Annotated in this window: 20 protein-coding genes and 5 pseudogenes; 10 read left to right on the top strand and 15 right to left on the bottom strand. The window is 62.6% G+C overall.

From position 1 onward, the window contains the following. Nucleotides 1-24: 24 nt before the first annotated feature. From OIE68_RS40005 to OIE68_RS39995, 3 genes and pseudogenes are all read right to left on the bottom strand, one after another. A complete protein-coding gene (locus tag OIE68_RS40005) occupies nucleotides 25-471 on the bottom strand; it encodes a hypothetical protein (RefSeq protein WP_327096083.1) in 447 nt (148 codons plus the stop codon). A gap of 826 nt (nucleotides 472-1,297) precedes the next feature. After that, nucleotides 1,298-1,588 (bottom strand): annotated as a pseudogene (locus OIE68_RS47300) (ATP-binding protein); the annotation flags it as partial. 253 nt (nucleotides 1,589-1,841) lie between these two features. Further along, nucleotides 1,842-2,921 (bottom strand): DUF6236 family protein, encoded by a 1,080-nt coding sequence (locus OIE68_RS39995; RefSeq protein WP_327096081.1) that lies wholly within the window; start codon nucleotides 2,919-2,921, stop codon nucleotides 1,842-1,844. A 1,256-nt stretch (nucleotides 2,922-4,177) separates the two neighbouring features. On the opposite strand from OIE68_RS39995, the gene OIE68_RS39990 reads away from it, so the two are divergent. The 3 genes from OIE68_RS39990 to OIE68_RS47295 all read left to right on the top strand — a co-directional run bounded on the left by OIE68_RS39990 (nucleotide 4,178) and on the right by OIE68_RS47295 (nucleotide 5,234). Then, complete coding sequence (locus tag OIE68_RS39990; RefSeq protein ID WP_327096080.1) at nucleotides 4,178-4,456, top strand: hypothetical protein; 279 nt, start codon at nucleotides 4,178-4,180, stop codon at nucleotides 4,454-4,456. 79 nt (nucleotides 4,457-4,535) lie between these two features. Beyond that, nucleotides 4,536-4,850 (top strand): hypothetical protein, encoded by a 315-nt coding sequence (locus tag OIE68_RS39985; RefSeq protein WP_327096079.1) that lies wholly within the window; start codon nucleotides 4,536-4,538, stop codon nucleotides 4,848-4,850. 69 nt (nucleotides 4,851-4,919) lie between these two features. Then, complete coding sequence (locus OIE68_RS47295) at nucleotides 4,920-5,234, top strand: superoxide dismutase family protein (RefSeq protein ID WP_419150844.1); 315 nt, start codon at nucleotides 4,920-4,922, stop codon at nucleotides 5,232-5,234. Between the two features lie 248 nt (nucleotides 5,235-5,482). Here OIE68_RS47295 and OIE68_RS39980 read toward each other — a convergent pair whose 3' ends face one another. Both OIE68_RS39980 and OIE68_RS39975 read right to left on the bottom strand, forming a co-directional pair. Continuing rightward, a complete protein-coding gene (locus tag OIE68_RS39980) occupies nucleotides 5,483-5,962 on the bottom strand; it encodes a hypothetical protein (RefSeq protein WP_327096078.1) in 480 nt (159 codons plus the stop codon). A 21-nt stretch (nucleotides 5,963-5,983) separates the two neighbouring features. Then, nucleotides 5,984-7,234, bottom strand: a complete 1,251-nt coding sequence (locus OIE68_RS39975) for a hypothetical protein (protein ID WP_327096077.1) — start codon at nucleotides 7,232-7,234, stop codon at nucleotides 5,984-5,986. 1,310 nt (nucleotides 7,235-8,544) lie between these two features. Here OIE68_RS39975 and OIE68_RS39970 point away from each other — a divergent pair. Then, a complete protein-coding gene (locus tag OIE68_RS39970) occupies nucleotides 8,545-10,920 on the top strand; it encodes a hypothetical protein (RefSeq protein ID WP_327096076.1) in 2,376 nt (791 codons plus the stop codon). A 95-nt stretch (nucleotides 10,921-11,015) separates the two neighbouring features. Here the strand turns inward: OIE68_RS39970 and OIE68_RS39965 are convergent, their stop codons facing one another. The 4 genes from OIE68_RS39965 to OIE68_RS39950 all read right to left on the bottom strand — a co-directional run bounded on the left by OIE68_RS39965 (nucleotide 11,016) and on the right by OIE68_RS39950 (nucleotide 13,312). Further along, nucleotides 11,016-11,930 (bottom strand): tyrosine-type recombinase/integrase, encoded by a 915-nt coding sequence (locus tag OIE68_RS39965; protein ID WP_327096075.1) that lies wholly within the window; start codon nucleotides 11,928-11,930, stop codon nucleotides 11,016-11,018. Between the two features lie 164 nt (nucleotides 11,931-12,094). Then, nucleotides 12,095-12,241, bottom strand: a complete 147-nt coding sequence (locus tag OIE68_RS39960) for a hypothetical protein (protein WP_327096074.1) — start codon at nucleotides 12,239-12,241, stop codon at nucleotides 12,095-12,097. Then, nucleotides 12,238-12,453 carry a hypothetical protein gene (locus OIE68_RS39955; protein WP_327101985.1) on the bottom strand — a complete coding sequence of 72 codons (216 nt, stop codon included), beginning with the start codon at nucleotides 12,451-12,453 and terminating at the stop codon, nucleotides 12,238-12,240. The genes OIE68_RS39960 and OIE68_RS39955 overlap by 4 nt, the downstream gene beginning before the upstream one ends. A gap of 85 nt (nucleotides 12,454-12,538) precedes the next feature. Next, the gene (locus tag OIE68_RS39950; RefSeq protein WP_327096073.1) at nucleotides 12,539-13,312 is read right to left on the bottom strand and encodes an IclR family transcriptional regulator; all 774 of its coding nucleotides are present in this window, start codon (nucleotides 13,310-13,312) and stop codon (nucleotides 12,539-12,541) included. A gap of 182 nt (nucleotides 13,313-13,494) precedes the next feature. On the opposite strand from OIE68_RS39950, the gene OIE68_RS39945 reads away from it, so the two are divergent. The 3 genes from OIE68_RS39945 (at nucleotide 13,495) to OIE68_RS39935 (ending at nucleotide 15,332) form a co-directional block, all read left to right on the top strand. Then, the gene (locus OIE68_RS39945; RefSeq protein WP_280250503.1) at nucleotides 13,495-14,256 is read left to right on the top strand and encodes a CoA transferase subunit A; all 762 of its coding nucleotides are present in this window, start codon (nucleotides 13,495-13,497) and stop codon (nucleotides 14,254-14,256) included. Next, nucleotides 14,253-14,897: a CoA transferase subunit B gene (locus OIE68_RS39940; protein WP_327096072.1), complete on the top strand. Its 645-nt coding sequence runs from the start codon at nucleotides 14,253-14,255 to the stop codon at nucleotides 14,895-14,897. Before OIE68_RS39945 ends, OIE68_RS39940 begins: the two co-directional genes overlap by 4 nt. An 81-nt stretch (nucleotides 14,898-14,978) precedes the next feature. Continuing rightward, the gene (locus tag OIE68_RS39935) at nucleotides 14,979-15,332 is read left to right on the top strand and encodes a carboxymuconolactone decarboxylase family protein (RefSeq protein ID WP_280250505.1); all 354 of its coding nucleotides are present in this window, start codon (nucleotides 14,979-14,981) and stop codon (nucleotides 15,330-15,332) included. 23 nt (nucleotides 15,333-15,355) lie between these two features. Here the strand turns inward: OIE68_RS39935 and OIE68_RS39930 are convergent, their stop codons facing one another. Then, a complete protein-coding gene (locus OIE68_RS39930) occupies nucleotides 15,356-16,060 on the bottom strand; it encodes a sensor histidine kinase (RefSeq protein WP_327096071.1) in 705 nt (234 codons plus the stop codon). Between OIE68_RS39930 and OIE68_RS39925 the strand changes: the two are divergent. After that, nucleotides 16,036-16,407: pseudogene (locus OIE68_RS39925) on the top strand (DDE-type integrase/transposase/recombinase); the annotation flags it as partial. The gene OIE68_RS39930 and the pseudogene OIE68_RS39925 overlap by 25 nt on opposite strands. Nucleotides 16,408-16,426: 19 nt before the next feature. Here OIE68_RS39925 and OIE68_RS39920 read toward each other — a convergent pair. From OIE68_RS39920 to OIE68_RS39905, 4 genes and pseudogenes are all read right to left on the bottom strand, one after another. After that, a pseudogene (locus OIE68_RS39920) lies at nucleotides 16,427-16,627 on the bottom strand (IS30 family transposase); the annotation flags it as partial. Then, nucleotides 16,628-17,101 carry an IS110 family transposase gene (locus tag OIE68_RS39915; protein WP_327101984.1) on the bottom strand — a complete coding sequence of 158 codons (474 nt, stop codon included), beginning with the start codon at nucleotides 17,099-17,101 and terminating at the stop codon, nucleotides 16,628-16,630. A gap of 174 nt (nucleotides 17,102-17,275) precedes the next feature. Beyond that, nucleotides 17,276-17,410 (bottom strand): annotated as a pseudogene (locus OIE68_RS39910) (IS110 family transposase); the annotation flags it as partial. A 529-nt stretch (nucleotides 17,411-17,939) separates the two neighbouring features. Beyond that, nucleotides 17,940-18,305, bottom strand: a pseudogene (locus OIE68_RS39905) (IS30 family transposase); the annotation flags it as partial. A gap of 656 nt (nucleotides 18,306-18,961) precedes the next feature. Between OIE68_RS39905 and OIE68_RS39900 the strand changes: the two are divergent. Beyond that, nucleotides 18,962-19,234 carry a transposase gene (locus OIE68_RS39900; protein ID WP_327096070.1) on the top strand — a complete coding sequence of 91 codons (273 nt, stop codon included), beginning with the start codon at nucleotides 18,962-18,964 and terminating at the stop codon, nucleotides 19,232-19,234. A gap of 628 nt (nucleotides 19,235-19,862) precedes the next feature. After that, nucleotides 19,863-21,347: a benzaldehyde dehydrogenase gene (locus OIE68_RS39895; RefSeq protein WP_327096069.1), complete on the top strand. Its 1,485-nt coding sequence runs from the start codon at nucleotides 19,863-19,865 to the stop codon at nucleotides 21,345-21,347. 238 nt (nucleotides 21,348-21,585) lie between these two features. On the opposite strand, the gene OIE68_RS39890 is transcribed toward OIE68_RS39895, so the two are convergent. Continuing rightward, nucleotides 21,586-23,226 (bottom strand): thiamine pyrophosphate-binding protein, encoded by a 1,641-nt coding sequence (locus tag OIE68_RS39890; RefSeq protein ID WP_327096068.1) that lies wholly within the window; start codon nucleotides 23,224-23,226, stop codon nucleotides 21,586-21,588. Between the last annotated feature and the right edge of the window lie 309 nt (nucleotides 23,227-23,535).

The raw sequence follows: 23,535 nt of genomic DNA, 5'->3' as shown, positions 1-23,535 counted from the left end.
CCGCCCCTCAATGGCGTGTCGGGATCACCGCAAGGCCGCGTCGGTGGCCAACGCGCTGCTGCCCGCGCTGATGAACACCGAATCAATGGCGTCCAACGCGGGATTCGCCAAATCGACCGACACTTGGCGCGTCACATCTAGCGCGGGGGGCGCGGGAGGTAGCGCGGGAGGCACAGCAAGGCACAGCACTCTCACGGAGCGCATCCCAGGGGCAACCTGTGAGATCACGATGCTCTGCTTTCCGCCGGTCACGACCGGGAACGAGGCCTGGGGCTGTCCGTTCGGTCCGTCGATGTAGACGTCGCAGTTCAGCGACGTGGGTGCGGTGGAGATGACGGTCACCTTCACCCGCTCCCTGCCCCCGATCAGGTCCGGTGTCACATCTGCCGCCGATGCGATGCCCGGCAACGCCGCAACGGCCCCAGCCGCCACCAACGAAGCCAACCCTGCGCGAATCATGTTGCGTCGCATAATATTTCTCCTGTCCAATCTTCCTGGGGAAATCGCCCCCAGTCGCGGTAGCCGACAAGTGCCGGTCGAGTTCGAGTGTTGACCCGGGCAGCAGCGGTCGAAGAAGTAATCGACTACCCCAATCGGCCCTCGGAGCCGCGCAGCGACACCGCACCGCACGATCCGCGGCGACCACGCCGCTCCGTGATGGCCGAGACCAGCGCCAGAGGGCCAGCCAATGCGACGGAGCGGATTCTTAGGCGAATTTCTGGGTCTGCACGCTCTGCGTGCACTGCAAATGGGGTACCGCAGTACTCACCTCGCTCGCCCGACACGGAGCGAAAGTGATTGAACCAACACAAGAACGGAGAGAACCATGAACTTCGCCCACACAGACTAGGCAGACACTGCACATCAGATCCTGATCCTGATCCTGATCCTGATCCTGATCACACTGCAGCGTGATCGATCATCCCTCGGACCTGAGCGACAAAGAAGTCGCCGCGGATGCCGGCGCAACGGCGTGTCGACGCCCGCCGGAGTCCGAGATCGACCACACTCGCCACCAGCAGCCGCTCCCGCTCACCGACGAGCTGTGAAGCGCCTACAAGGTGGCCATGAGCGGCACCATCACTGTCCCTGGTCGAAGTCGACTGCACGAATGGCCGAACCGCTGTTCTCGCCGGGGTCAGCTAGCGGTATCCCGTCGGAGGTCCGATCATGCTGTGCCGCACCATGACTTGCGTGCATAGGACTTCCGACATCCGTGCAGTCGACTTCGGACATCGACAAACCGCCAGGATGGCTGTGACTCGCAGCGAACGATGACAGTGTTCTTGCAGCGCCAGGTGGCGCCGATCACGAGGGTGCTGCGGGCGGTTTCGACGACGTCGGCGGTGGCCGTGTGGAGTTCGTTTATCTTCATGACACGGTGGATCTGCGCGAACAGTCGTTGCAGGAGACGGAAGCTGCCGCTGGTGATGCGGTCGACGGCGGCAACGGCCTGCGCGTCGGTGAAGTCATCGGAGTCGAGTTCGAGGCCGAGTTTGTGCCAATGCCGGACCAGCACGAAGGTGAGTTCCTCGCCGGACAGGGGCCGATAGTGGTGGGCGAACCCGACGCGGCTGTAGAGCTGCGGTAGCGGGAGAGGTTTTTGACAGTTTTCTCGATGCCGGTCGCGCGGTGTATTGCGAACTCCCGACAGGTTGACATTGCCGCGTACACGGCAACCGTTACAGAACCGACCTGCGGAAACAATCTGCGCCGCAGGGTGTCTCGCGAACGTTCGTTGATGAGACGCATGTCGACGTCCGAAGTCTGCTGCGCGAATGTTCGAAGTTGCGTGCGCGTGGAAGGGGTGCCGTTCGTGCCGCGTCAGCGTTGAGTTGGCCCTATGAGTGGTGGTCACCCAGGGCGGACTGCACGCGGTGCAGGTAGCTGATGTCGTCCGCCATCTCTATCGTGGGCGACCTCGTTGAATTCGTCGCGACATTGATCGCTGTACCGCCGATCACCCCAAGGATCCACCCTGCCTCAGGAAGGAGCTTCTGCCCGGCATATCCGGCGGCCAAGGCGATCGACAACGTGAGCGATCGCTGGACCCAAGTGATGCGGGCGGCGCGACCTGCGTGCTTCAGGTCGGCCAGGGCTTCTTCCAGTTCACGCTGCACCGCGTGCAGCACGTCTCGAGGGTGGTCGTAGTCGCGTTGAAGCCCGCGCACGAGGCGGTCGACCGCCATGATCAGGCGACGCCGTTCGTCGCTGTACCTCTCACGGAACGCGATCAGGTCCTGAATGCGTACCTCATGGCCGGGAACCGGTAGGAGTCCGCCGATCTCTATCTCCCAGCAGGGCATCGTCCGGGCATTCGGAAAGCGGGGTGAAAAGACTAATGAGCGCGGGTCTTCCTCGGCGCCCGGTGCATAGTGGTCGAACGCGAGGGGTGAGTGAGCGAAGTGGTGGGCGGCGGGGCTGTCGGTGTAGGGGTAGAGGCTGTCGGTGAGGAGGCAATCAGAGCGGACGATGCCCCTGTACCTCGCGGCGAGGTCCCGTGCCGCGACACTGATCAGACACAGCTGGGTTGCGGCCGACACACAGACATGGAGTCTGTCGCTGCCCCATTCCAGCAATCCCCGGTGGCGCAACTCCCTGATGATCGCCGAAGACAGCTTCCCCAAGTGGACATAGTTGTCCGGGCCACTGTGCGGTATCAGGTCATCCGCGGGGATCTCGCCCAGCAGACGCGTCAGCGTCCACAGCGCCCGCTCCAGGTCGGCGGTCCCCAACGGCCAGTGCTGTGCCGGCAATCGGACGTACAAACCAGCATCGTGCACTTGGCGCATCTGAGGGCTAAGGAACGCCTCCAGTGGTCCGGCCGGTGCCACTGTGACCAAGCGATCCCAGTACAGCAACGCCTGGTAGATCACCGACTGCGGCGCGTTGATCTTCGGGTAGTAGAACAAGTCTGGCACGGTTTCCCCTCGCCACTTCGGACTTTTCTCTCTTGTTGGCTACGACTCCCGCAGAAACCGACAATGCCAAACCTTTCAAACCACCCGCGCAAGCTACCCTGAAACCCCAACCACCACAGGCGGTTTGCCACACTTCCCGCACATGCCGCTGGTTGTCGGCTGGACCACCGCTGAGTACGCGGCCTGGAACAAGCGGACCGACCACCGCAGGATGCTCGCCGAGGTCGCCGCGGCCCAGGATGCGGAATGGCGATAGCTCCTGAGTCTCGGCCTTCCAGCCGGTGCTCTGTACTTCGAGATTCCTTCGGGCTCCACGTCGATGCTGCAGCCGGACCCCGACCAGCTTCTTTTGCTCACCTATGAGGGGTGGGAGCGTCACGACGAACGCGCCCACGCGTGGGACCGCGAGAAGGCGTTTTTCGAATCCGGCTTCTCAAACGCCGTGCGCACCAAGCAGTACCAGCGGAACAAGAAGGACCCGCGGGCTACACCTTCGTCTCAGACTCCCCGAAGCTGCGACCGCAAATGCCGCGGCGCGGCGGGCTCAGCTTCGGTGTCTTCGACGACGGCATGCCGGTTCTCGTGCACTACAACAACGCGGGGTCAACTGGGCTGTCGAGCGTTGCTGAGATGTGGTACGCCTGGAACCTCGAAAAGATGCTCACCCAGCGCATTCAGTGCATCGTTGAGGAGTTCGCGTCCATTCAGAGATAGCGGTTCATGACTGTCGGAGCTCCCCGTCTTGCGCCCGCACACATCGGCATTTCCTGCGACCTTATACACCAGCGGCGCGCCCACTTGCTTGATCAGCTATAAGCCCTGCTGAAAAGGCACTTCGAGCATCGCTGAACACGACTTCGAACAACGACAGTCACACCAGACACGACTGGCTCGAATCGCTGTTCGACAAACGTGTCGAAAACGGTTGGTGTTCAACAAGTCCTGCGGAACATTCTCGTACAGTCACGCCCATGACCGACACCTCCGGCGCGGCGCCGGGCGCTCGTTCTCGACGACCGGGCAGCTGCTCGACCGCCAGCTGCATGCGCTCACCGTCGCCGGACGCCAGGAGGTCTTCGCGGACAAGAAATCCGGCAAGAACCTCAAGTTCCCGAGCTCGGCGGCCGGACTGCGACGTCGATGCCGTCGTCGTGTTCGGTGACGCCGAGGTAGGCGAGTCGGAACGCGGTCTCGATCTGCGGCCCAAGATTGCGAAACTTACTGGGAGAGAAAGGGCGACGCTCTAACCTGAGTTCATGTTCTTGGCTGCGGACGCCCAAGGGGTAGCCCTTGGAATCATCGCTGTCCTGGGAATCGGGTGCATCATCTGCTTGGTTTTCGCCTGGACGATGGACATAGTCCAGGCTCTATTTAAGAAACCGCGGAAGTTGTTGGCTGTACCCATCGGTGCCGGAGTGATCGGACTCCTCGGGACCGCCTTCACAGGCGCACTCCTTGGATCAATTCTCGTTGGCGCCGGCATTGGCCTAGCTGTGTCTCTCTTCCTGGCCTACCTCGAGGCAGATAGCTACTAGCAGCAGGTGGACGGCCGAATTTGTCGGTGCCCCAGGTCATCCTGTTGCCGTAACGCATCGACAAACAGGGGGCAGTGCTATGTGGGATACAGCGGACGAGGATGGGCTGGACTACGTCAACAAGCACTTCGTGCATCATGTCTGCATGCGGCCGGGCGAGGTGAACGACTCGCCGGTTTGGAACACCTACATCAAGCCGCTGGTGGATCCGTTCGTCGAGGACCGCAGCGATTTCCGGTATTGCGATGAGGACGAGTTCCACGAGCTCATCTGGAATGTATGGTCCGACGCGGGCGTCGACAACGACGTCACCATCGAGCACGAGCTGGAGCTCTCGGTGGGCACTTCGGCAGCGCGGGGCGCCGGATCGACTTCAGTTCGAGGTCCGGGATGAGGCAGCCGACGGGCACACAACGAGTCCGTTCCCGATTCTCGCCGCGGTTTGGGGCTACCTCGTTGAAAGATAAGGGCGCCCCGTGGTGTTGGGTCTGCACAACAACTCGCACCGCAAGGATCATGGTTCCGCGGTAGACGACGAGAGGCAGGTCGGGCGACCGGGGGAACATCCAGGCGGTCCCGTGACGGCATCGCCGCGATCAATTACGAAGACAGCCAAGTCACGCTGTTCGGCCCTGACAGCGTCATCGGGCGATCGATCGTGGTGTCCAAGGACAAGGACGACTACGGCCGAGGCGGGTATTCAGACTCCCGGTCAACGGCCACTCCGGACGCCCAGTCGCGTGCGGAGTCATCGTCGCTCTGGGATCGACGCGCCTAGACGAGGTAGCCACCCCGACGACAGAACCCGCCCAGGCTGCCGAGCAGTTCGCCCGCGACACCATGAGTGATTCCCTAGCTCCAGCACGGCTACCGGACCCGCCAAGACCCTCGCCCGCTACGACCGCGCAGCGCCGATCGGCGACGAAACCGCATTCGTCGCCGCCATGCTGTTCAACACTGCCCTGGAACACCGCGAACCCAACCGGTGCTTCGCGGTGCGCTCCGCCGAGATCGCCGAGCCGTAGATCAAGTGTCAGGATCGTCCAATTTCTTTTCAGTTATTTCGGATCGATCTCCAACCACTACTTCGAGAGCTTTTGCAATATGCTCGACGGTTTTGTCGCCGAGTTCACTGATTGTGTTCATGACGGCGGAAGTGACCTCAGCCAGCATCGATTTCGGTTGTTTTACCTCGATGGTCACTGAACCGTCATAACCGCGGACAGCAATAAGGCCGTACGCGATGTCCGGTGTTCGATATGCGAACCTGGAGCCCTCGCGCAAGTCGAATACCTGACCGCCTCGTTGTCGCTCGCGATAATCTGCGAATGAGGCCAATGCGAAAGCCGAACCGGACAGGATCAGCATTACGCTGATCGGGTCGGCAAAGCCCTCATGATCCATCTCCTCGATAACGATGCCGTTGTTTGCCGCAAAGTCGCGAATACCAGCAAGTTCGACAGGTGCAGCAACAACCGTTACTTCTCGCCGGTCGGAATCGACCATGTCGTTTCCCTTCTAAGAAAGTCATCCCTTGTCATACCAGCTCCAGTGAAGCACGTGGCCAGCGGAAACTTCTGTGCAAAGTCGCTCGCGTATCTGCTCCCATAGTAGATCCACGGTATAGATCACCGGTTCCAAGGCGCGCACAGCGTTCACGGAATCATCAGGTTGTCGGATCCAGGAGTTATATACTTCTCGAAGGCTCTCCATTCTCACGTCGATCGGCGGATGTGTTGTCGATGTCCATGTCGGCTCACCGTCGCCTCCAGAGGAAAGGTCGATCGCTCTATCGGCGATATCTTGTACTCTCAAAGCTAGGATTGCGCCTTGGAGCGCAATCTCTCGCGGAAAACGATCGAATGCGCGGGCGCTTTCCGCCACCAATACAGCCGAGACAGCGTCGGCGCGGAGGTGTCGGTCTGCGTCGGACGCCACCTCGAACCGGCCATCCACCCATGGAAGCGAAACACCGAAGTTATCGATCAGCGCATGCGTGTACTCGTGACCGACTATGAACCTCTCGGCGTAGTTCAGGAGTGCACTCACAGTCGGCCCGAAATACGCAGGCGCCAATTTAGAGTCAGCAGGCCGTGCACGACCCTCAAGCAACCAATTTCGAATTGTACCGTAGACGAGATCGACCGGTGCATCATCGGTCGAGAGTTTATTTCGAACTTCGTCGATTCCCATCTTGAGGCCGACCAACCAGCCGCGGCGGCTCGGTTTTGCGGGCACCCATGAATGCGCAACGGCTTTCGATACCTGATAGGTCAGATCGATTAAGCCGGCCGATAGCAATATGATGGATTCTCGCCCGCTCTTCGAACGCGTGGTGTGCGCCTGACTCGTCATTTCCGCGGTCGTTCCGAGCAAAATCCGATCGAATTCGCTCGATATTTTCTGTCCAACTTCCTGTAGTAGAAACATCTCGATCGTCGCCGCCTGCCGCGCCAGAGCGTGGAACAATCCGCCATCCTCGAACGGACCAGGGTTTACCCGCTCGATTATCTGTAACGTCCGGTCCCACCGCGAATGTTCTACGCTGCGGTCGTACACGAATGGGCCGACGCGCACTTCGTCGGCATTATATATTGCCCGACGCACGAGATCACGTTGAACCTTCCGCGCGATTCGATACTCGGAGACGTCATCTCGCATGCCGATCCGACCCCCGGGCGTTCGCGCAAGGATCAAGTCGGCCCAGTGACCCTGGATAGTCCGAAGCCGCGCCCGGGCCGAATCCAAGCTCTCCAGGGCGCCACTCTCGTCGATCATCTGCTCTCCAGCGCGACCTCCGTGAGGATCTTCATACGAACAATTATCGACGACTATCAGGCGCGGCGCCCCAAAATGCTTCGATCCATCCCTGACGGCACAGTTGCCAGCCCGGCAGCAAGCAAACGGTTGGTCAGCTCCCGGCCGCGTTCGACCCATCCGAACTCCAGGTTGTTTGCTGCCGCAACTACCGGAGCCCGAGATGTCGTCAAGGTTTGTGGATCAGCGTGGCGGCTGCCATATCGGGCGGATGTCCGGCTCGCGTTCTTCGTTGTGCATGCCGTCGGTCCGCTCGGCCTCGATGAAGCTGTGCCGTAGATAGAACCGTTGCGCTGTGGTTTTGACTTGGAAAGTCCACAGTCGCAAGCCATTTGGTCGAGGATGGCGCGTTCTCAAGTCTGCACAACACCGCCGACCCTGGTAGCTATGGCGGCAAGATCGACGTGCTCTCCGGCGAAGCCGGATGGATCCCCGACGAGTTGGACGACGATCCCGAGGAGACCGTCACCGATTCCGAACAACACCTCGCGTCGCGTGCTTCTACCAGCACAGTCTTGCCCTGGTCGCGGAGCGCGGGGTTGGTGGACTCAAGGGACTTCAGCGCGGACTTGACGAGTTCTGCGCCATGCTTGCCTAGCGTGTGTCGTCTGCGGGACACGATCTAGGGTATTGAGCAAGTCAACGAGCTTGACCTCGAGCAGTGCGGCAATCAACACGACGCGGCCGACCGCTGAATAGAAGTCTTCAGGCATCGGGCCAAACATGTTGTCGGGCACGCCAAACCGATCAGGCACCTGCTGAGCCTAGGTATGAACGTTTGCGGTGTCGAGCAAGTTCGCGCCCAAACCGGTATCGGGGTAAACCGGTAACCGGTGTTCCAAAACTGGCCACAGACGGACAGCCCGGATCGATTCCGGTGCGCAGATTTGCGGTCGGTCCGGGCGGTCAATCGGACCGTGCGGATTGCGGCATACCGGACTTCGTCCTCACCCGGTTCCGCAAGGTCGCTTGCCTGTCGTGAGGTGTGATCGGGTTCGAAGTTTGTTTCGGCTCAACCGGTCTCGAACCCGGTGTTGGGAAAGGTCGATGTTGTCTCCGCCTACCAGCGTGCGGCAATCGAGAGCTCATCGAACGACCTCGCGAAATCACGGCGCGTCCTCAGCCGACCCCACCGACACCATCCGAACGGAGGTCGCCTGAAACAGGCCGAACCACAGGTTTCGGCAGTTCTCTCCATAGGTCTTGACATCCCTTCTGCGGCGACTGACTTGTCACTGCGGGCGTGGCGCTTCGCGGCGTACCGTGGGCCGGTGTCCAGCAAGAGAGGCGAAAAACGCAAGCGCCGCAGCCGGCGTTCTGCCGCCAAACCCCATCAAGGCGCACAGAGCCCGGGGGCTGTCATTGACGATCCACTGGGCAGCGTGGAATCAGCGGAACAAGCAGTCACTGCCACCGCGCTGCGGCTGCTCGAACTGGCTGCGCCCTACGACATTTTCGAGCTTGTGGCACTACTGCGCTTCCGATTCGAGCAGAGCGAGGCCACTGAAGAGCCAGCTGGCCTCGGGAGCGCGGCCGCAATGGAACTGGTTACGCTCATTTTGTTGGTCCATAACCAGCAGGATTCACCAGAGCAACCCGAGTTTGGCGTCCCTGTCGATTACGCCGAGGGCATCGAAGCCATCGTTGCCGCAGTGGATGAGTTGATCAGCGCCGGTGCCGTGCTGATGCTGGTCACCACCACTCGTGACACGTCCTCGGCGCGCCGGCTGAGTTTCGGCTCGGTGCTGCGCGAGGTGTTCGTCCGAAATTTGGCCTACCCCCACATGGTCGACGACTCTCTGACCGCATTGTTCGATGAACCGGTCGTAGAAAGCCATTGCCAGCGTGTGCTCGGTGTGACTGCGTCTCAGATCCGGGCTGTTCACGCCGCCATCGGCGATATCTACCGCCAGGTCTGGACAGACCGGGTCCATACCTGGACCGCCCTGGCCAATGAAGTAGCCGAAGCCGCCGATGTAGACCAGGCTCTCGACATCGACTCCCACCTGCACACACTGGCCGAAGACCGCAGCGCCTACCCACTTACCTCCGCCGTAACCGTCGCGGCGCAGTCTGGTCTCGCGATCGAGACGGTGCAAACGGTGCTTGATCTTTTCACCGTTTCCTTACCGACCGATCCGCCTGCACATGTGGCCCTGGAATTCTTCCGCGGCGGGTCTCCGCTGCGCATGCGACCGCTTCTGCGGGCAGAAGACGGCTCCTACGCTCTCGCTCACGACGCACTGTTCATCCATGCCATCCGTGAACGGGTAGAGGCCGAGCTCAAGTCTGATAACGCGGCGTGGAACGCCTACCAGAAACACCGCGGTGAATACCTCGAAGCATCCTGCCTCCAATTGCTCGCAGCGCATCTGCCCGGCTACACGGTACATAGCGGATTCGACTATCTCGTCCCCGAAAACGATGCCGAGCAGAACCCTCAGGACTTCACCAAGAAGGTCGAAGGCGACGGATTGCTCATTCTCGACGACGTGGCTTGCGTCGTCGAAGCCAAGGCTGTGGCAATGCGCGCACCCTCCCGCACCGGTAGGTCCGGCCCGCTCTGGCACGATCTACGGCGCATGGTCACCGACGCCGCCGAGCAGGGCCATCGGATGCGCGAGCGCATCCTCACGGACGGTGGCCTGCGCTTGGTTGACGGAACCTGGCTCGATCTGAGCTACATCCGTGAGGTTCACACGGTGGCAGTGACTCTGGACGACTTGTCGGGGATCGCGACAATTACACACGAACTCATCGACGCCGGTCTACTGACCGACGAGAACCTGCCATGGGTGGTTTCCGTTTATGACTTGCGGGTCATCAGTGAGCTGATCGAGCGTCCCTCCGAGTTGTTGCTGTACGTTCGACGCCGTACCGAGGTCGAACTGACCAAACGGCTTCGAGCCGCCGACGAGCTCGACTATTTCGTGCACTTCCTCGACGCACAGCTGTACGCCGAACCCGACCCTGGCCGAACCCGCAGGGAACTACCCACTTTGGGAGTCCCTTCCCGAGAGCAACAGCGACGGTACCGACAGCAGCGCAAGACGGTCGAATTCCTTGAGGGTCGTACCGGGCAGGTCGACGCCTGGTATCAGGCTGGCCAGCACTCCGCTTCTGGAAGCACGAGCGAAAAACCTCACCTTCGCGCCGACCCCGCCGCGCTTACCCTCGTCGACGAACTCGGTTCCCGCCGCGAACCGGGCTGGCTTGCGATATCCACCACGATCCTTAGCGGCGACACCGCCACCCAGCATCGATTCGGCACGATCGCCACCAAACTCGCGGAGGAGACCGTCCGTGACGGTAAGTCGCACCGGATCGCTATCCCTGGCGGGTCCACACTCGCCGACAGCTTCCTGCTGGTCTGGATGAATCTGGTTGCCCCCACGTCGTTGGAAGCCGCGCGCGGCGAGCTGCTCCGATACCTGCAAGCGAAGAAACACCAGCTCCAAGTCGCCCGCGGCTTCGGTATGCTCTACGACGCCGCGACAGGCCAGATCCTGACTACCGTGTACGACAACCGCATCCCTGGTCCGGACCCTGGCCTGGACGCCGAAATAGCCGAACTTGGGCTCTGGGACGTCCGCGCCACGATGCGCCGCCCGACTCGTTCCTTGTCCCGGAGTAGCCTGCGTCTCTAACCCGACGTGGCAATCGTTTCTCGCGTCGGCGAGGTGCAATGACACCTCGATCAGTGAGCATCCCGTAATCGGCAAAGTAGTGCGCGGTTGAGATGTCATGTGCCCGAGGCCATGTAAGCGCAGAGGATGTAGTTCGGGTGCCGGTCGAGGTTCGTTCGGGCTCGGTCGTAGCGCATGGTCGTGCGCGGGTCGGCATGGCGTGCGGCGATCTGAACATCACGCAAGCCGACTCCCGCGTCGAGCATGGTGGTCACGAATGTGTGCCGCAGCATGTGCGGATGCATCCGCGGTAAACGCATCCCGGTGGCGTGTGCCAACATCCGTAGGCGGCGGGTTGCGCAATGACGGTCCATGCGTCGGCCGCGCGTGTTCAGCAGAATGGGGCCGCCCACCCGGTCACCGCACGATCGGTCGATCGCCCGACCCACTGCCGGCGGCAGCGGCACCAGAACGACCTTGGCGCCCTTGCCGACAACTCGCAGGACTCGATGCCCGTGTTCTTCCCCGAGATCGTCGATATCGGATCCGCAGGCTTCGAAGATCCGCAACCCCAGCAACCCCAGCATCGTCACCAACGCGAAATCGCTGGCGTGGGCCGAATCCCGAGCCACCGCGAGCAGCCCCTCTAACTGCAGATGCGAAAGCCTCAGCGTCGGAGACTCATTCGATACCCGCGGCCGGCGCACATACTCCGCGGGCGAGTGCTCCAGGACGCCGTCGATGACACACGTGCGGTAGAACCCACTGAGCACGGCAGTGCGGCGAGCGACGGTGGAGGGTCTGAACCGGCGCGTCTCCTGCATCCACCGCACATACCGTTCCACCTCCGGCCGCATCATGGCCAGTGGCGTGAGCTGGTGCTCGGTACACCATCGGAAATACAGACGCAGGTCCGAGGTGCAGTGGATGCGGGAGTTCCCGGTGTAGCGGGCGAGGTATGGCGCGCAGGCCAGCCGCAGCACGAGATCGTCACCGGCGAAGGCGACGTCGATATCGGTCGAGGTACCCATACCTCCACGATGACCTCGTACGGCGGCCGATTCACCACCCTGATCGCGGCATAGGATGTATCCCGGTTCGCGGCAGTCAGATACGACGAGTTCGGCGGATCGGATCGAAGTCGGTGAAATTCACGCCACCCCAGATGATTCCAGCGATGGCTGACCAATCGTGCTCATGTCTCGATTCCTTGGTTTCGAGACGAAGACCAGCGGCCGGCCACCACCCGGAGCACGGTGGTCAGAGCGAGCAGGACCGCGGGTAGCAGCCGGATCCGGCCCGCGCGGCGCCCGATCACCGCGCCGACAGACGGCATGGTCACCACCACCGTAGCCACACAGCCAGCACATTCACGACACTGCCGCGATCAACCCAGATCACATCCTGGCTGAGTAGATGCGCAGACATGTCGGCGACGTTCGGCTTATCGAACAAGCTCAGATGAGTTGTCTCCACACCAGATTCGGAGAACGCGGCGTAGAAAGCGTCGATGCTAGCTTGCCGGTCGCCAGTTCCGGTAGTGATGAAGCACAGTCGAGGACAGGGCGATCGTCCGGCGAGTTCGCACTGATTCCGGCTAAAAGTGTGGAGTTTCTAGCGGGCGCTTCCAGCCACTCCCCTACGGGCCGCGGCGGGACAGCGCCAGGGAGAGTTCGTGGGCGTGGCGGAGCAACAGCGTACCCAGCACATCGTGACGCTCGGCCCGGAATCGGCTCTCGACCCCGGTCAGGCTCAAGGCCCACCGCGGCTCGTCGCAGCGGTCGAACACCGCCGCCGCCATCCCCCAGCTTCCCTCGACAAGCAGGCCCGGATTCACGCACCAGCCGGTTTCTCGGGTCGCGTCCATACGCGGCACGAGCTCGTCACGGGTATGACTCGCACCCCATTGCGCACTCAGGTCAGTGCGGCCGAGATAGTCCTCGATGTCGCGGTCGGGTAGGTGGGCGAGGATCGCCAGGCCCGCTGAGGCGACACCGAGTGGGAAGCGGATGCCGACGTGCAGCACGTGCGAGCGCAGCGGAAAGCTGCCTTCCTCGCCCGCCAGGCACACCGTCTCGTCGCCACGCCGGGCGGACAGGAACGCACTCTCCCCGGTCTCGCGGGCGAGCTCGCGCAGTACAGGGCGAGCTACATCGGTGATGTCGTAGCGCTCGGCCGCGAGCGAACCCATGAGGAACAGTTCCGGTCCGAGAAACCACAGACCAGAGCCCGCGTCGCGGTCGAGAAAACCCTCCTCGGCCAACGAAGAGAGCAACCGATGCGCGGTAGGCCTGGCGAGATCGGTCCGACGTGCCAGATCACTGGTCGACACTCCCACATCACCGCCGGCGGCGACCGCACGCAGCAGCGACGCCGCACGCCCGAGCACAGATGGATTCAACTCTCCACTCACGCCCGCATCCTACGTCCACTCAATGGACGACATAGCCCCAACCTGTCCACGTGCCGAGCAATTTCACTTCTCATTCATATCTATCTTGTCTATCTTGCCAGTATGAGCCGCTGGAGTGTTCTGTGAGCACGACGGAAGCAGGCGTCCAATGAATGAACGGTCACACGAAAGGTAAGTCACGGATGAACTCGAAAGTGGTGGATACGGCAGTCGCCGCCGTAGCCGATATCGGCTCGGGGGCGACGTTGGCAGTCGGCGGGTTCGGGTTGTGCGGTGTCCCGGATGCGCTGATCGCGGCGATCACCGAGGGCGGGGCCACCGACTTCGAAGTGTTCTCCAACAACTGCGGCGTCGACGACTACGGGTTGGGGATCTTGTTGTCGGCCGGGCGGATCACACGGGTGACCGCCTCGTATGTGGGTGAGAACAAGGAGTTCGCGCGCCAGTACCTCGGCGGTGAACTCGAGGTGGAACTGATCCCGCAGGGAACCCTCGCCGAGCGACTTCGCGCCGGCGGCGCGGGCATACCCGCCTTCTACACCCCAGCTGGCGTCGGGACCCCGATCAGCGACGGCGGCCTCCCCTGGCGTTACACACCGGACGGGTCGGTGGCGCTGGCCTCACCACCGAAGGAAGTCCGGGAGTTCGGACACCGCCGCTACGTCCTCGAAGAAAGCATCGTCGCCGATTTCGCCCTCGTTCACGCCGCCGTCGGCGACACCGAGGGAAACCTGGTCTTCGAGAAGTCGGCCCTGAACTTCAACCCACTGGTCGCGATGGCCGGGCGGATCACCATCGCCCAGGTCGAACGGCTCGTCCCGGCCGGTGAACTCGACCCAGCACACGTTCATCTGCCAGGGGTGTTCGTCCAGCGCATCGTGCACACCGGCGCCCAGGACAAACGCATCGAGAAGCGGACCGTTCGACAGGAGGCCAGCCGATGAGCTGGACCCGCACAGAAATGGCCGCCCGCGCGGCACAGGAACTCTCGCCCGGGGAGTACGTCAACCTCGGCATCGGCCTGCCCACCCTGATCCCGAACCACCTACCCGATGACGTAGCGGTGGTCCTGCACAGCGAGAACGGCATCCTCGGCACCGGCCCCTACCCGCAGGACGACGAGGTCGACCCCGACCTGATCAACGCGGGCAAAGAGACGGTGACGGTCGAACCCGGTGCCTCGTTCTTCGACTCGGCGCTCTCGTTCGGCATGATCAGGGGCGGACACATCGACACCGCGGTACTGGGCGGGATGCAGGTCTCGCGTCACGGTGATCTGGCGAACTGGATGGTGCCCGGCGCGATGGTCAAAGGCATGGGCGGCGCGATGGACCTCGTCCACGGAGCCCGCCGGGTGATCGTGCTGATGGAGCACACCACCCGCGACGGCTCACCCAAGATCGTCGATACGTGCACCCTGCCGCTCACCGGCCAGGCCGTTGTGCAGCGGGTCATCACCGACCTCGCTGTCCTCGATATCGCCGACGACCAGGTGATCCTGCGCGAGACCGCGCCCGGTGTGAGCGTCGAGCAGGTGCGCCGCGCCACCGGAACACCACTGACCATCGGTACAGTCCTCGGCTGAGGACTGTACCTACGCCACCAGGAGGTAGCAGTCTCGTTTCCCGATAGCCCCCAGCACGAATCCGTTTCGTGGGAGGCGGGCATGTCGGTCCGCCGGGAGGTGATGGGCGATTCGTTCGTCGACCTGGCGCTGGCACGTACCGAAGGAACCGAGTCGGCCGAACTGCAGCGGTTCGTCACCGAACACGTCTGGGGTGCGGTATGGACTCGCCCCGGCCTGGACCGACGCAGCCGCAGTCTGCTCAATCTCGGGATGCTGACTGCGCTGCGAGCGCACGAGGAGCTCGCCGGCCATGTGCGTGGCGCACTCGCCAATGGCCTCACGCGCGAAGAGATCGTCGAGGCGATCATCCACACCGCCGGATATTGCGGTGCCCCCGCCGCACTTTCCGCCATGCGTATCGTGCAGCAGACTTTCGACACGGTCACCGAGTAGGCGAATGATGATCGCATCGCGCTTCAGTCAGGTCTGGTGCGCGTCGAACGACCACGATGAGCGACACCACCGATTCCCGTGGTTACTTCGAGGGAACTCGATCCAGAAGCTGCTACCGCGACCCGACCGGGCGTCGACGCCAAAGAGCCGTTGTGCGCGTGCATGATCGCCCAGACCATTGCCGCCCCGACTGCGCGCACGGCCACTGTCGGCTCGATAGAACCTGTCGAACAGGTGCGGAAGATGCTCGGGCGCGCGATGCCCGGCCCGGTGTCATCGACCGAGATCCGAACCGAATCGCCGATTCCGATAACGCGGATGGTTATCGTGGCATCGCTGGGAGTGTGCCGCAGCGCGTTCGTAGCCAACGACAGCACCGCTTGGACCACCCGATCCGAAACCGCTGCGGCGCAAATGGATGATGGCATTTCGACACGAATGCAACGCTCGGGCCGGATGACATGCAGATCGTCGACGACGGCAGCGACCAGGGGCACGACGTCGACCAGCTCACGATCTGCAATGCCGTGCTCGTCCAGATCGTTCAGGTCCAGCAATGCCTCCACGATGCCCGCCATTCGACGGGCCTCGTCGTTGATTCGGCGCATCGCGTCTTGAACCCCGTCCGTATCGACGGGCCCGTCGGACCAGTACAGGGCCGAGTATCCACGCAGGGTTGTCAGTGGCGTGCGTAGTTCGTGGGATGCGTCGGCGACGAATCGCCGCATCCGGTCCTCGGCGGGGCGAATTGGGCATGAACGGGGTGGTGAGAGGCCGCAAGCTGCGGACCACGATTCCGGCCAAGGACGGCGTGCGGGCCGGTGACATGCTCAATCGCGACTTCACCGCCGCCGCACCGAATCTGGTGTGGGTCGCCGATTTCACCTATGTGTCGACCTGGGCCGGATGGGCGTATGTGGCGTTCGTGTTCGATGCCTACTCCCGGGCGATCGTCGGTTGGACTACGGCCGCCACGAAAACGACCTCGCTGGCGTCCAAGGCACTCAACATGGCCGTGTGGCGGCGCGACCACTACGGGCACCCGATCGAGCCCGGACTGATCCACCACAGCGACGCCGGGTCGCAAGGCGGATTCAACTGGTCGTCGCAACATTTCTCTGCTGGAGCGATTGTAGGTGATGCTCCACCGCTTCGACCGGAGTGCGCCATCCGAGTGCCTTCCGCGGTCGTGTATTGAGGGTGTACGCGACTGCAGCGAGATCCTTTACGGTCCAACGTGATAGGTCTGTTCCTTTCGGGAAGTACTGTCGAAGAAGCCCATTGATGCTTCTATGTCAAGCCGCCGTGGTGTGCCGGGTGATGTGGTGTGGCCATGTGGCTTGGTTGATGAGCATGGCGCGGTGAATGACGTCGACGAGGTGGCGTTGCAGAATTCGCCGGGCGCCTTTGGGGCCTTTGGTTGGTTCGTGGCGTTGTAGCAGTTCACCGGCGGCGGGATTGAATCGTTTCTGGACGATGGCGGCGGTGTAGAGAACGCTGTTGAGCCTGCGATTTCCGCCTCGATGGAGGCGGCGTCGTTGTTTGTCGGCGGAGAAGACCGGGATCGGTGCAGCGCCGGTGTAGCGGGCGAGCTTGGCCGAGGTGGGGAACCGGGTGATGTCGCCGATCTCGGCGATCAGAACAGCCGCCGAGTTATGGCTGATGCCAGTGATTTTCATCAGTGTGGGTGCCAGTGGGGTGACGAGCTGTTTGATGGTGGAATCGAGGTCATGGACACGGCGGTTGAGTCCGGTGAGCTCGGCGAGCATGTCGTCGAGTACCAGACGGACGTGAGTGTCCAGTCGCGCCGCCTGCACGATGGCCGTGGACGAGGAGACGGTCCTGGTCCGACTCAGGTCGCCGGGGGTGTGATTGCACCACAGGTGCAGTTGCGCTTTGAGCTGATTGATCAGCATGGTTCGGCGCTTGATGACATCGCCTCGATGATCGACCAGCATCCGCAGTTGGCGTACCTGGTCGTCGATACGATGACGGGCCAGGTCCGGGTTGGCGATCGCGGCATGGGCGACGGCGACGGCGTCGATGGTGTCGGATTTGGAGCCGGTGGCGGCGTGCAAGCTTCCGGTGCCCGGCTGTGAGCCGAGCCGGCACCCACACGACGTCGTAGCCGGCCATCAGCAGCCCATCGGCCAAACGGCGAGCATGACCGCGGGCGTCTTCGATAGCCCACCGTAGTACCTGCCTCGCTTTGGGTGATCGAGCGGATCCACTTGAGCACCACCGTCATCAGCGTCGCATCGTTCTTCATTGTCAGCGGTTTGCCGACCTGCCGCCCTGCGGCGTCGACCGCCACTGCGATGTGAACATGCTTGTGCGGGTCGATGCCTACTGTCACCATCGAGGTTGTCCTCTCTTCCCTTTGCGACGACGGGACGCGCGAGGGCCTCGGTCGAGGGACAGACCTATTGCGAGTTGACGGCTCAGCAGGCTTCTATCAAGTCACTCTCGGCCAGGGCTCCCGCCCTGGTGGGCGTCGTGGACACATCAACGGAAAGCCATTACGTGGCACGTATTCTCAGAGTCACCCGACACCCCGCCGAGCAGCTCCCGTCGAAACTGCCCGGCAGCAGCCACTATTCACCAATACGTGTTCTCGTTGGTTCCGCGCTGCCAAGGGCTGTGCGGGTCGGCGAAGAAGACCGGGACACCGGTGCTCGATGTCAACGCCGCGTGTGCCGACATCTCCTTTCCCCGGTCCCAGGTCAGGGACTTCAGCATCTGGGCCGGGAGTTTTTTCAACGCCACCGACAGAGCGTTGTTCATCGATTCCGCCCCGTACCCGCTGAGAGCAGGGCCGTTCTTGACCGGCGCCGACTTCCTCCATCCGTGCTCGCGCGGCAGGTGGACAAGCACGGTGAACCGGGTGGACCGATCGACAAGGGTGCCGATCGCGGAGCGGTCGGTGCCGATGATGAGGTCACCTTCCCAGTGGCCCGGATTCGCGCGATCCTCGGCCAGGATCGCCCCGTAGGAACCGGTGCCCTCGGCCGCGATCAGGACACCGTCCACGTCACCGTCGGTGCGGCGGGCCAGCCATCCGATCGCGCGTTCGAGCCCGGTGCTGTTGGTCGGGAACGTTGATTCATCGGTGACTCGCCCCGAGGGGCATTCGATGATCGCGTAACTGTGTGTGGCGGCGTGGGTGTCGACACCGACGACGAATCGGTAGTGATCTGCCACGATGGACAATGCGATGTCTCCTGTCGATAAGCGGACGTCGTGACCGGCGTCGGCCCGGGTGCAGATCACTACGAGGCAAATCTGTAAGGAGCCACAACCGATTTCGGTCGGGCAGGCTTCTGATCAAGCCATCGTGGTGGGCCGGGTCCATGCCGGCCTCCAGACCGAACGGACAACTCCCGGGAATGACACCCCAAAAGAGGGTCAGACGGTTCACGAGTCACGCCCGGCCCGAAGGACCAGCACCACCCTGCCAGCCAACCCCAGGCCGGCCACCACAAACACTCACAGACGGTTCAAACGCCACATCGTCGTCGACACCCTCGGGCTACTGCTCATCGTGCACGTCACCGCTGCGGGCGTCCAAGACCGCGACGGCGCCCGCCCCGGCCCTGCAGCAGCTGCGGGAACTCTTCACCACCCTGGCCTTGGTCTGGGCCGATGGCGCCTACTCCGGCAAACTCGTCGACTGGGCCCGCCAGCAACTCGCCCTCACCCTCGAGATCGTCAAACGCAGCGACGACACCACGGGATTCGTTGTCCTACCACGACGTTGGGTCGTCGAACGCACCCTGGCCTGGATCACCAGACGCCGACGATGCGTCCGCGACTACGAACGTCTCCCCGAACACCACGAAGCCATGGTCACCTGGTCCATGATCATCCTCATGTCCCGGCGACTGGCTCGCACCCGAAAATGAGCAGTTTGTTCACAGGCACTGAGTCGCATCAGCGGCTGCACCGCAAGCTGATCCGACTCCCGTGTCGGAGAGCCCCGTCGCGAGATGGTCTGCCGAATCGTGTCCACCGAGCCCGTCCAGAGTCTCAACGTGGTCGCTGAATTGAGAAGCCAGTACACGAATTCGATCCAGATCGACATTCATACTGCCTGTCATGACTGTCCTCCCCCTCCCTCTGATCAAGATAATGGACCTGCCGCACTTTACCTCAACTCCCGCTCACTGAGAGATGTTGCAGGAGGACAGTTTTGGCGGAGGTTCGACTGCCGGTGAGGTGCAGCAGCACGAGCAGATCCAGCGAGCTGCACCCGGATCCATCGGGCATCAACAAGGTATGCAAGTTATGCGAGCCAGTTAGCCCAGGGGCGGACTACTATGCGTACCTGGCCCAGCAACCGTCTGGAGACAGATAAACCGTTGTGTACCAAAGCCGGGGGATTCAGTTGCCGGTGGGAGATCCGTTCATCACCAGTGGAATCAATACAATCAAGCTCACCAGATTGTCCCCAACACGGCGTAGGTGCCAGGTGGTCAAAGCCGAGCTGGCGCGCTCAGCCGGTTCTGAGCTGGGAGCTATGAGCCGACCGTAATGACTAGAAACGTGGACATTATGACTCTTTTGGACCCTTCTACCTGGGAAGGCCGGATATTCTCGGGCGAGTGGTTCGTCGGCTCAGGCGAGCACTACCAGGCAACCGAGCCGGCCACAGGGAAGTCGCTCGGTCTGGTCGGCTCAGCCACAGCAGATGACGTGAAGGCAGCCGTCGAACAAGCGACGCAGGCGCAACAGGATTGGGCGGCGCTTCCGTACATCGAGCGCGCTTGCGTGCTGCGGCGGGCCGGAGAGCTGTTCGAGAAGCACCACAAGGAGATCGAAGACTGGATCATTCGAGAGTCTGGGGCGATCCGGGCCTTCGCCACACACCAAACCCGCAGCGATGGCACCGGGGAATGCTACGAAGCGGCGGCACTCTCTGCCGCGCCCTATGGACAGCTACTCCGCTCCCAGCAGCACCGACTGTCCTTCTCACGACGACTACCGGTGGGAGTCGTCGGCGTCATTTCGCCGTTCAACGCACCGGTTACGCTCGCTATCCGTGCTGTCGCCCCTGCACTGGCGTTGGGCAACGCGGTAGTGCTCAAACCTGACCTCCGCACGGCGATTTGTGGTGGCGTTCTGTTGGCCCGCATCTTCCAGGAAGCTGGGCTTCCGCCGGGCCTGCTGCACATGCTGCCAGGCGGTCCAAAGGTGGGCGCTGCTATCGTGGACCACCCGCAGGTACCGGTTATCGCGTTTACTGGCTCGTCAGCGACAGGACGCGCGATCGCCACTTCCGCGGCGCAGAGCTTCAAGCGAGTTCATCTGGAGCTTGGTGGCAACTCCGCGTTGATCGTTTTGGACGATGCGGATCTGGAGAAAGCTGTATCAGCCGGAGCCTTCGGGTCTTTCCATCACGCGGGCCAGATCTGTATGGCTAGTAGCCGACACCTCGTGCACAGTTCGATCGTCCACGACTATGTCGCTCGGCTGGCGGAACATGCCCGAGCGCTGCCCGTCGGAGACCCCGCCCGCGAGAACGTAGCCATCGGCCCGGTTATCGACGCAGGGCAGCGCGATCGCATCCACCAGATGGTCACGGACAGCCTCGACGCGGGTGCTCACCTGGCTGCAGGCGGCACCTACGACGGACTGTTCTACCGTCCCACGGTGCTGGCGGATGTGCCACTCACCGCGCGCGCCTATGGAGAGGAGATCTTCGGCCCGGTCGCCCCGGTGGTGTCTTTCGACGACCTCGACCAGGCCGCATCTTTGGCTTCCGACACCGGGTACGGGCTATCGTTGGGGATCCTGTCCCGCGATGTAGCCAGGGCCATGACCTTGGCCGAGCGCATTCCCAGCGGACTTGTCCACATCAACGACCAGACCGTAAATGACGAGCCCACGATCCCGTTCGGTGGTGTCGGTGCTTCCGGCAACGGTTCCCGCCTTGGCGGCCAGTCAGCCAACCTCGAAGCCTTCACCGAGTCGCAGTGGGTCACCGTTCGAGGCGAGATGCCGCAGTACCGCTTCTGAATCGACCGACTTCACATTCGACGGAGCAACGTGGTCGGTGATGAACGAGGCAAACTCGGAGGCCAGGAACTGGACGGCTGCGAAATACATCGGACGGCGCCCCAATCGACCCAGCGGCGTGCGGCGACAGATTTGGTCGCGCTGATTCGCCAAGTCCATGATTCAGCTAGGCAGTGAGGTATCGCCGCGCAACGGAATTCACGATGATGCCACGCGGACCAAGCTCTCTTGCCAGAATCTACTCGACCTCGACTTGCAGAAGTAGTGGCTGTTGACGTCCACGGAGGGTCGGTGCGACCTCGTTCAGCACGCGGACCAGCTCGTCGTGGGTTCGAACGGACAGCGACACGCAGCCGAGTCCCTCAGCGACACAAGCGACATCGACCGCCTCGAATGCCGGCCAGCAGCCGACGCCGCCACGAGTGCGCGCCAGTTCGTCCATCACTGCATAACGGCCGTTGGCCATCACGATCAGCAGCACCCCGATGTCGTAGTGGGCTGCAGTCCACAGTGCCTGGATCGTATACATCGCTGAGCCATCTCCCAGTACAGCCACAACCGGCCGATCGTGCAACGCGAACCGCAGTCCGATCGCACCGGTCAAACCGAATCCAAGTCCGCCGCCGCCGTTAGCGACAAACCCTAGAGGCGTGCGGGCAGGCAGGTGCGCGAGCAGCTCCGGCCGGCTTGATGGGGACTCCTCCACCAGCACCACATCATCCGGCAGACGTGAGGCCAGCTCGGCGAACACCTGGCCTACGCGCAACGCGTCGACGGGACTGCTTGCGTCGGACATAACAGTAGGAACGCGGGGCGGAACGGACCTCGCGGCGCGGGTAAGCAGGCTTCGGGATAGTGCGCCGCAGGCTTGCGCGATCGGAGCCACCACGGCTAACTGACATGGGCTGCGATGCGCCTCAGCCGGGTCATCCGTAAGCACGGCGACCACCGTGCCCGGCTCCAGCAACGCTGCTTGCTCATCGAACAGGTAAGTGCGCAGTGCGCTTGTGCCTACCGCAAGCACCAGATCATGTCCAGCCAACGCCTCCCGCATCGAACGCCGCTTCCACGGCAGATGCCCGGCGAACAGCCTGTGGTCGTGTGGGAAGCCAGCGCGGCTGAACAACGGCTCTTGCCACACCGGGCATTCCACCCGCTCAACTAACTCGATCAGCGCCTCCCATGTCTCCGGGTCAGCGGTGCCCGCTCCTACTACGATCGCGGGAGCCGATGATGAAGCAATCAACTCCAGCAGCGGGGCCATCTCTTTGGCACCAATCGCCGTTGGGCGAACCACGACCTCGGGTGCGCCGGCGGCCAGGCCATCGGCATGCTCGTCCCAATCTCCCATCGGAGCCACGACCAATGCGGGACCCTGCCCGCTTCGGGCCTCGTGGTAGGCGCGCGCGATGGCACCCGGCAGATCTTGGGCTCGCGCCGGGAAATTCGCCCAGACAAGATAGTCCTCGGCCATTCGCTCCAACCCGCGCCCGGTGAGGAACGGCTCGAACGCAAGCTGGCGACGATCCTGCTGACCGACCACTATCACCAGTGGCACTCGACAGTCCCTGGCATTGGCGATTGCGTTGATCGCATTACCCAGACCGGCCGCGGTATGCAGATTAACCAGCGCCGGCTCTCCCCTGCCCATAGCGTAGCCGGTTGCGATCCCCACCACCGATCCCTCATGCAGGGCAAGTATGTAGCGAAAACTCTCTGGCAAGTCGGTTAACAACGGTATCTCGGTCGACCCCGGGTTGCCGAAGATCGTCGTGATGCCAAGCCGCCGCAACACCGCGAAAGTCGCATCCCGGACCGTCGTATGCCGTGCGTATGGCTTTCCCGCCGAGAAAGAAAGAACATCGGGCCTAGTCGTCATGGATTGCTTCCTGTGAGTAAGCCTGCGACGGTGGGAGTTCCGACGAACCAGCTCGCGTATTCGGCCAAGAATTGCGGCGCTTCGTCTCGACCGAAGCGCCTCGCGTCGGGCGCGGCGACTCTGCGGAGGACCATGACATCGCGCCGCGGTCCCAGCAAGCAGACGTCACCGGAGCTGCCCAAGCGCGGTGCGTTGGTGAACAGACTCGCTGCCCCTCGCAAGGTCGCCAGGTCGGGCTCGCTGGCGACCACGTGGATGCAGGATGGTCGCCGAATATCAGAGCCAAGAGTTCGCGCACAGCCCCGTCCA

The sequence above is a fragment of the Nocardia vinacea genome (genome assembly GCF_035920345.1).
GTDB lineage: Bacteria > Actinomycetota > Actinomycetes > Mycobacteriales > Mycobacteriaceae > Nocardia > Nocardia vinacea_A.
Note: the sequence above shows the minus strand (reverse complement) of the source record. Positions and strands in the feature narration are given on the sequence as shown.

Excerpts from the sequence above, each read along its gene's own strand:
- OIE68_RS39975 (WP_327096077.1), bottom strand. The coding sequence starts at position 7,234 with ATGATCGACGAGAGTGGCGCCCTGGAGAGCTTGGATTCGGCCCGGGCG.
- OIE68_RS39930 (WP_327096071.1), bottom strand. The coding sequence starts at position 16,060 with ATGCGGCGATTCGTCGCCGACGCATCCCACGAACTACGCACGCCACTG.
- OIE68_RS39985 (WP_327096079.1), top strand. The coding sequence starts at position 4,536 with ATGTGGGATACAGCGGACGAGGATGGGCTGGACTACGTCAACAAGCAC.
- OIE68_RS39935 (WP_280250505.1), top strand. The coding sequence starts at position 14,979 with ATGTCGGTCCGCCGGGAGGTGATGGGCGATTCGTTCGTCGACCTGGCG.
- OIE68_RS40005 (WP_327096083.1), bottom strand. The coding sequence starts at position 471 with ATGCGACGCAACATGATTCGCGCAGGGTTGGCTTCGTTGGTGGCGGCT.
- OIE68_RS39890 (WP_327096068.1), bottom strand. The coding sequence starts at position 23,226 with ATGACGACTAGGCCCGATGTTCTTTCTTTCTCGGCGGGAAAGCCATAC.
- OIE68_RS39915 (WP_327101984.1), bottom strand. The coding sequence starts at position 17,101 with ATGCTCGCCGAGCTCACCGGACTCAACCGCCGTGTCCATGACCTCGAT.
- OIE68_RS39940 (WP_327096072.1), top strand. The coding sequence starts at position 14,253 with ATGAGCTGGACCCGCACAGAAATGGCCGCCCGCGCGGCACAGGAACTC.
- OIE68_RS39980 (WP_327096078.1), bottom strand. The coding sequence starts at position 5,962 with ATGGTCGATTCCGACCGGCGAGAAGTAACGGTTGTTGCTGCACCTGTC.
- OIE68_RS39895 (WP_327096069.1), top strand. The coding sequence starts at position 19,863 with ATGACTAGAAACGTGGACATTATGACTCTTTTGGACCCTTCTACCTGG.
- OIE68_RS39990 (WP_327096080.1), top strand. The coding sequence starts at position 4,178 with ATGTTCTTGGCTGCGGACGCCCAAGGGGTAGCCCTTGGAATCATCGCT.
- OIE68_RS39945 (WP_280250503.1), top strand. The coding sequence starts at position 13,495 with ATGAACTCGAAAGTGGTGGATACGGCAGTCGCCGCCGTAGCCGATATC.
- OIE68_RS39965 (WP_327096075.1), bottom strand. The coding sequence starts at position 11,930 with ATGGGTACCTCGACCGATATCGACGTCGCCTTCGCCGGTGACGATCTC.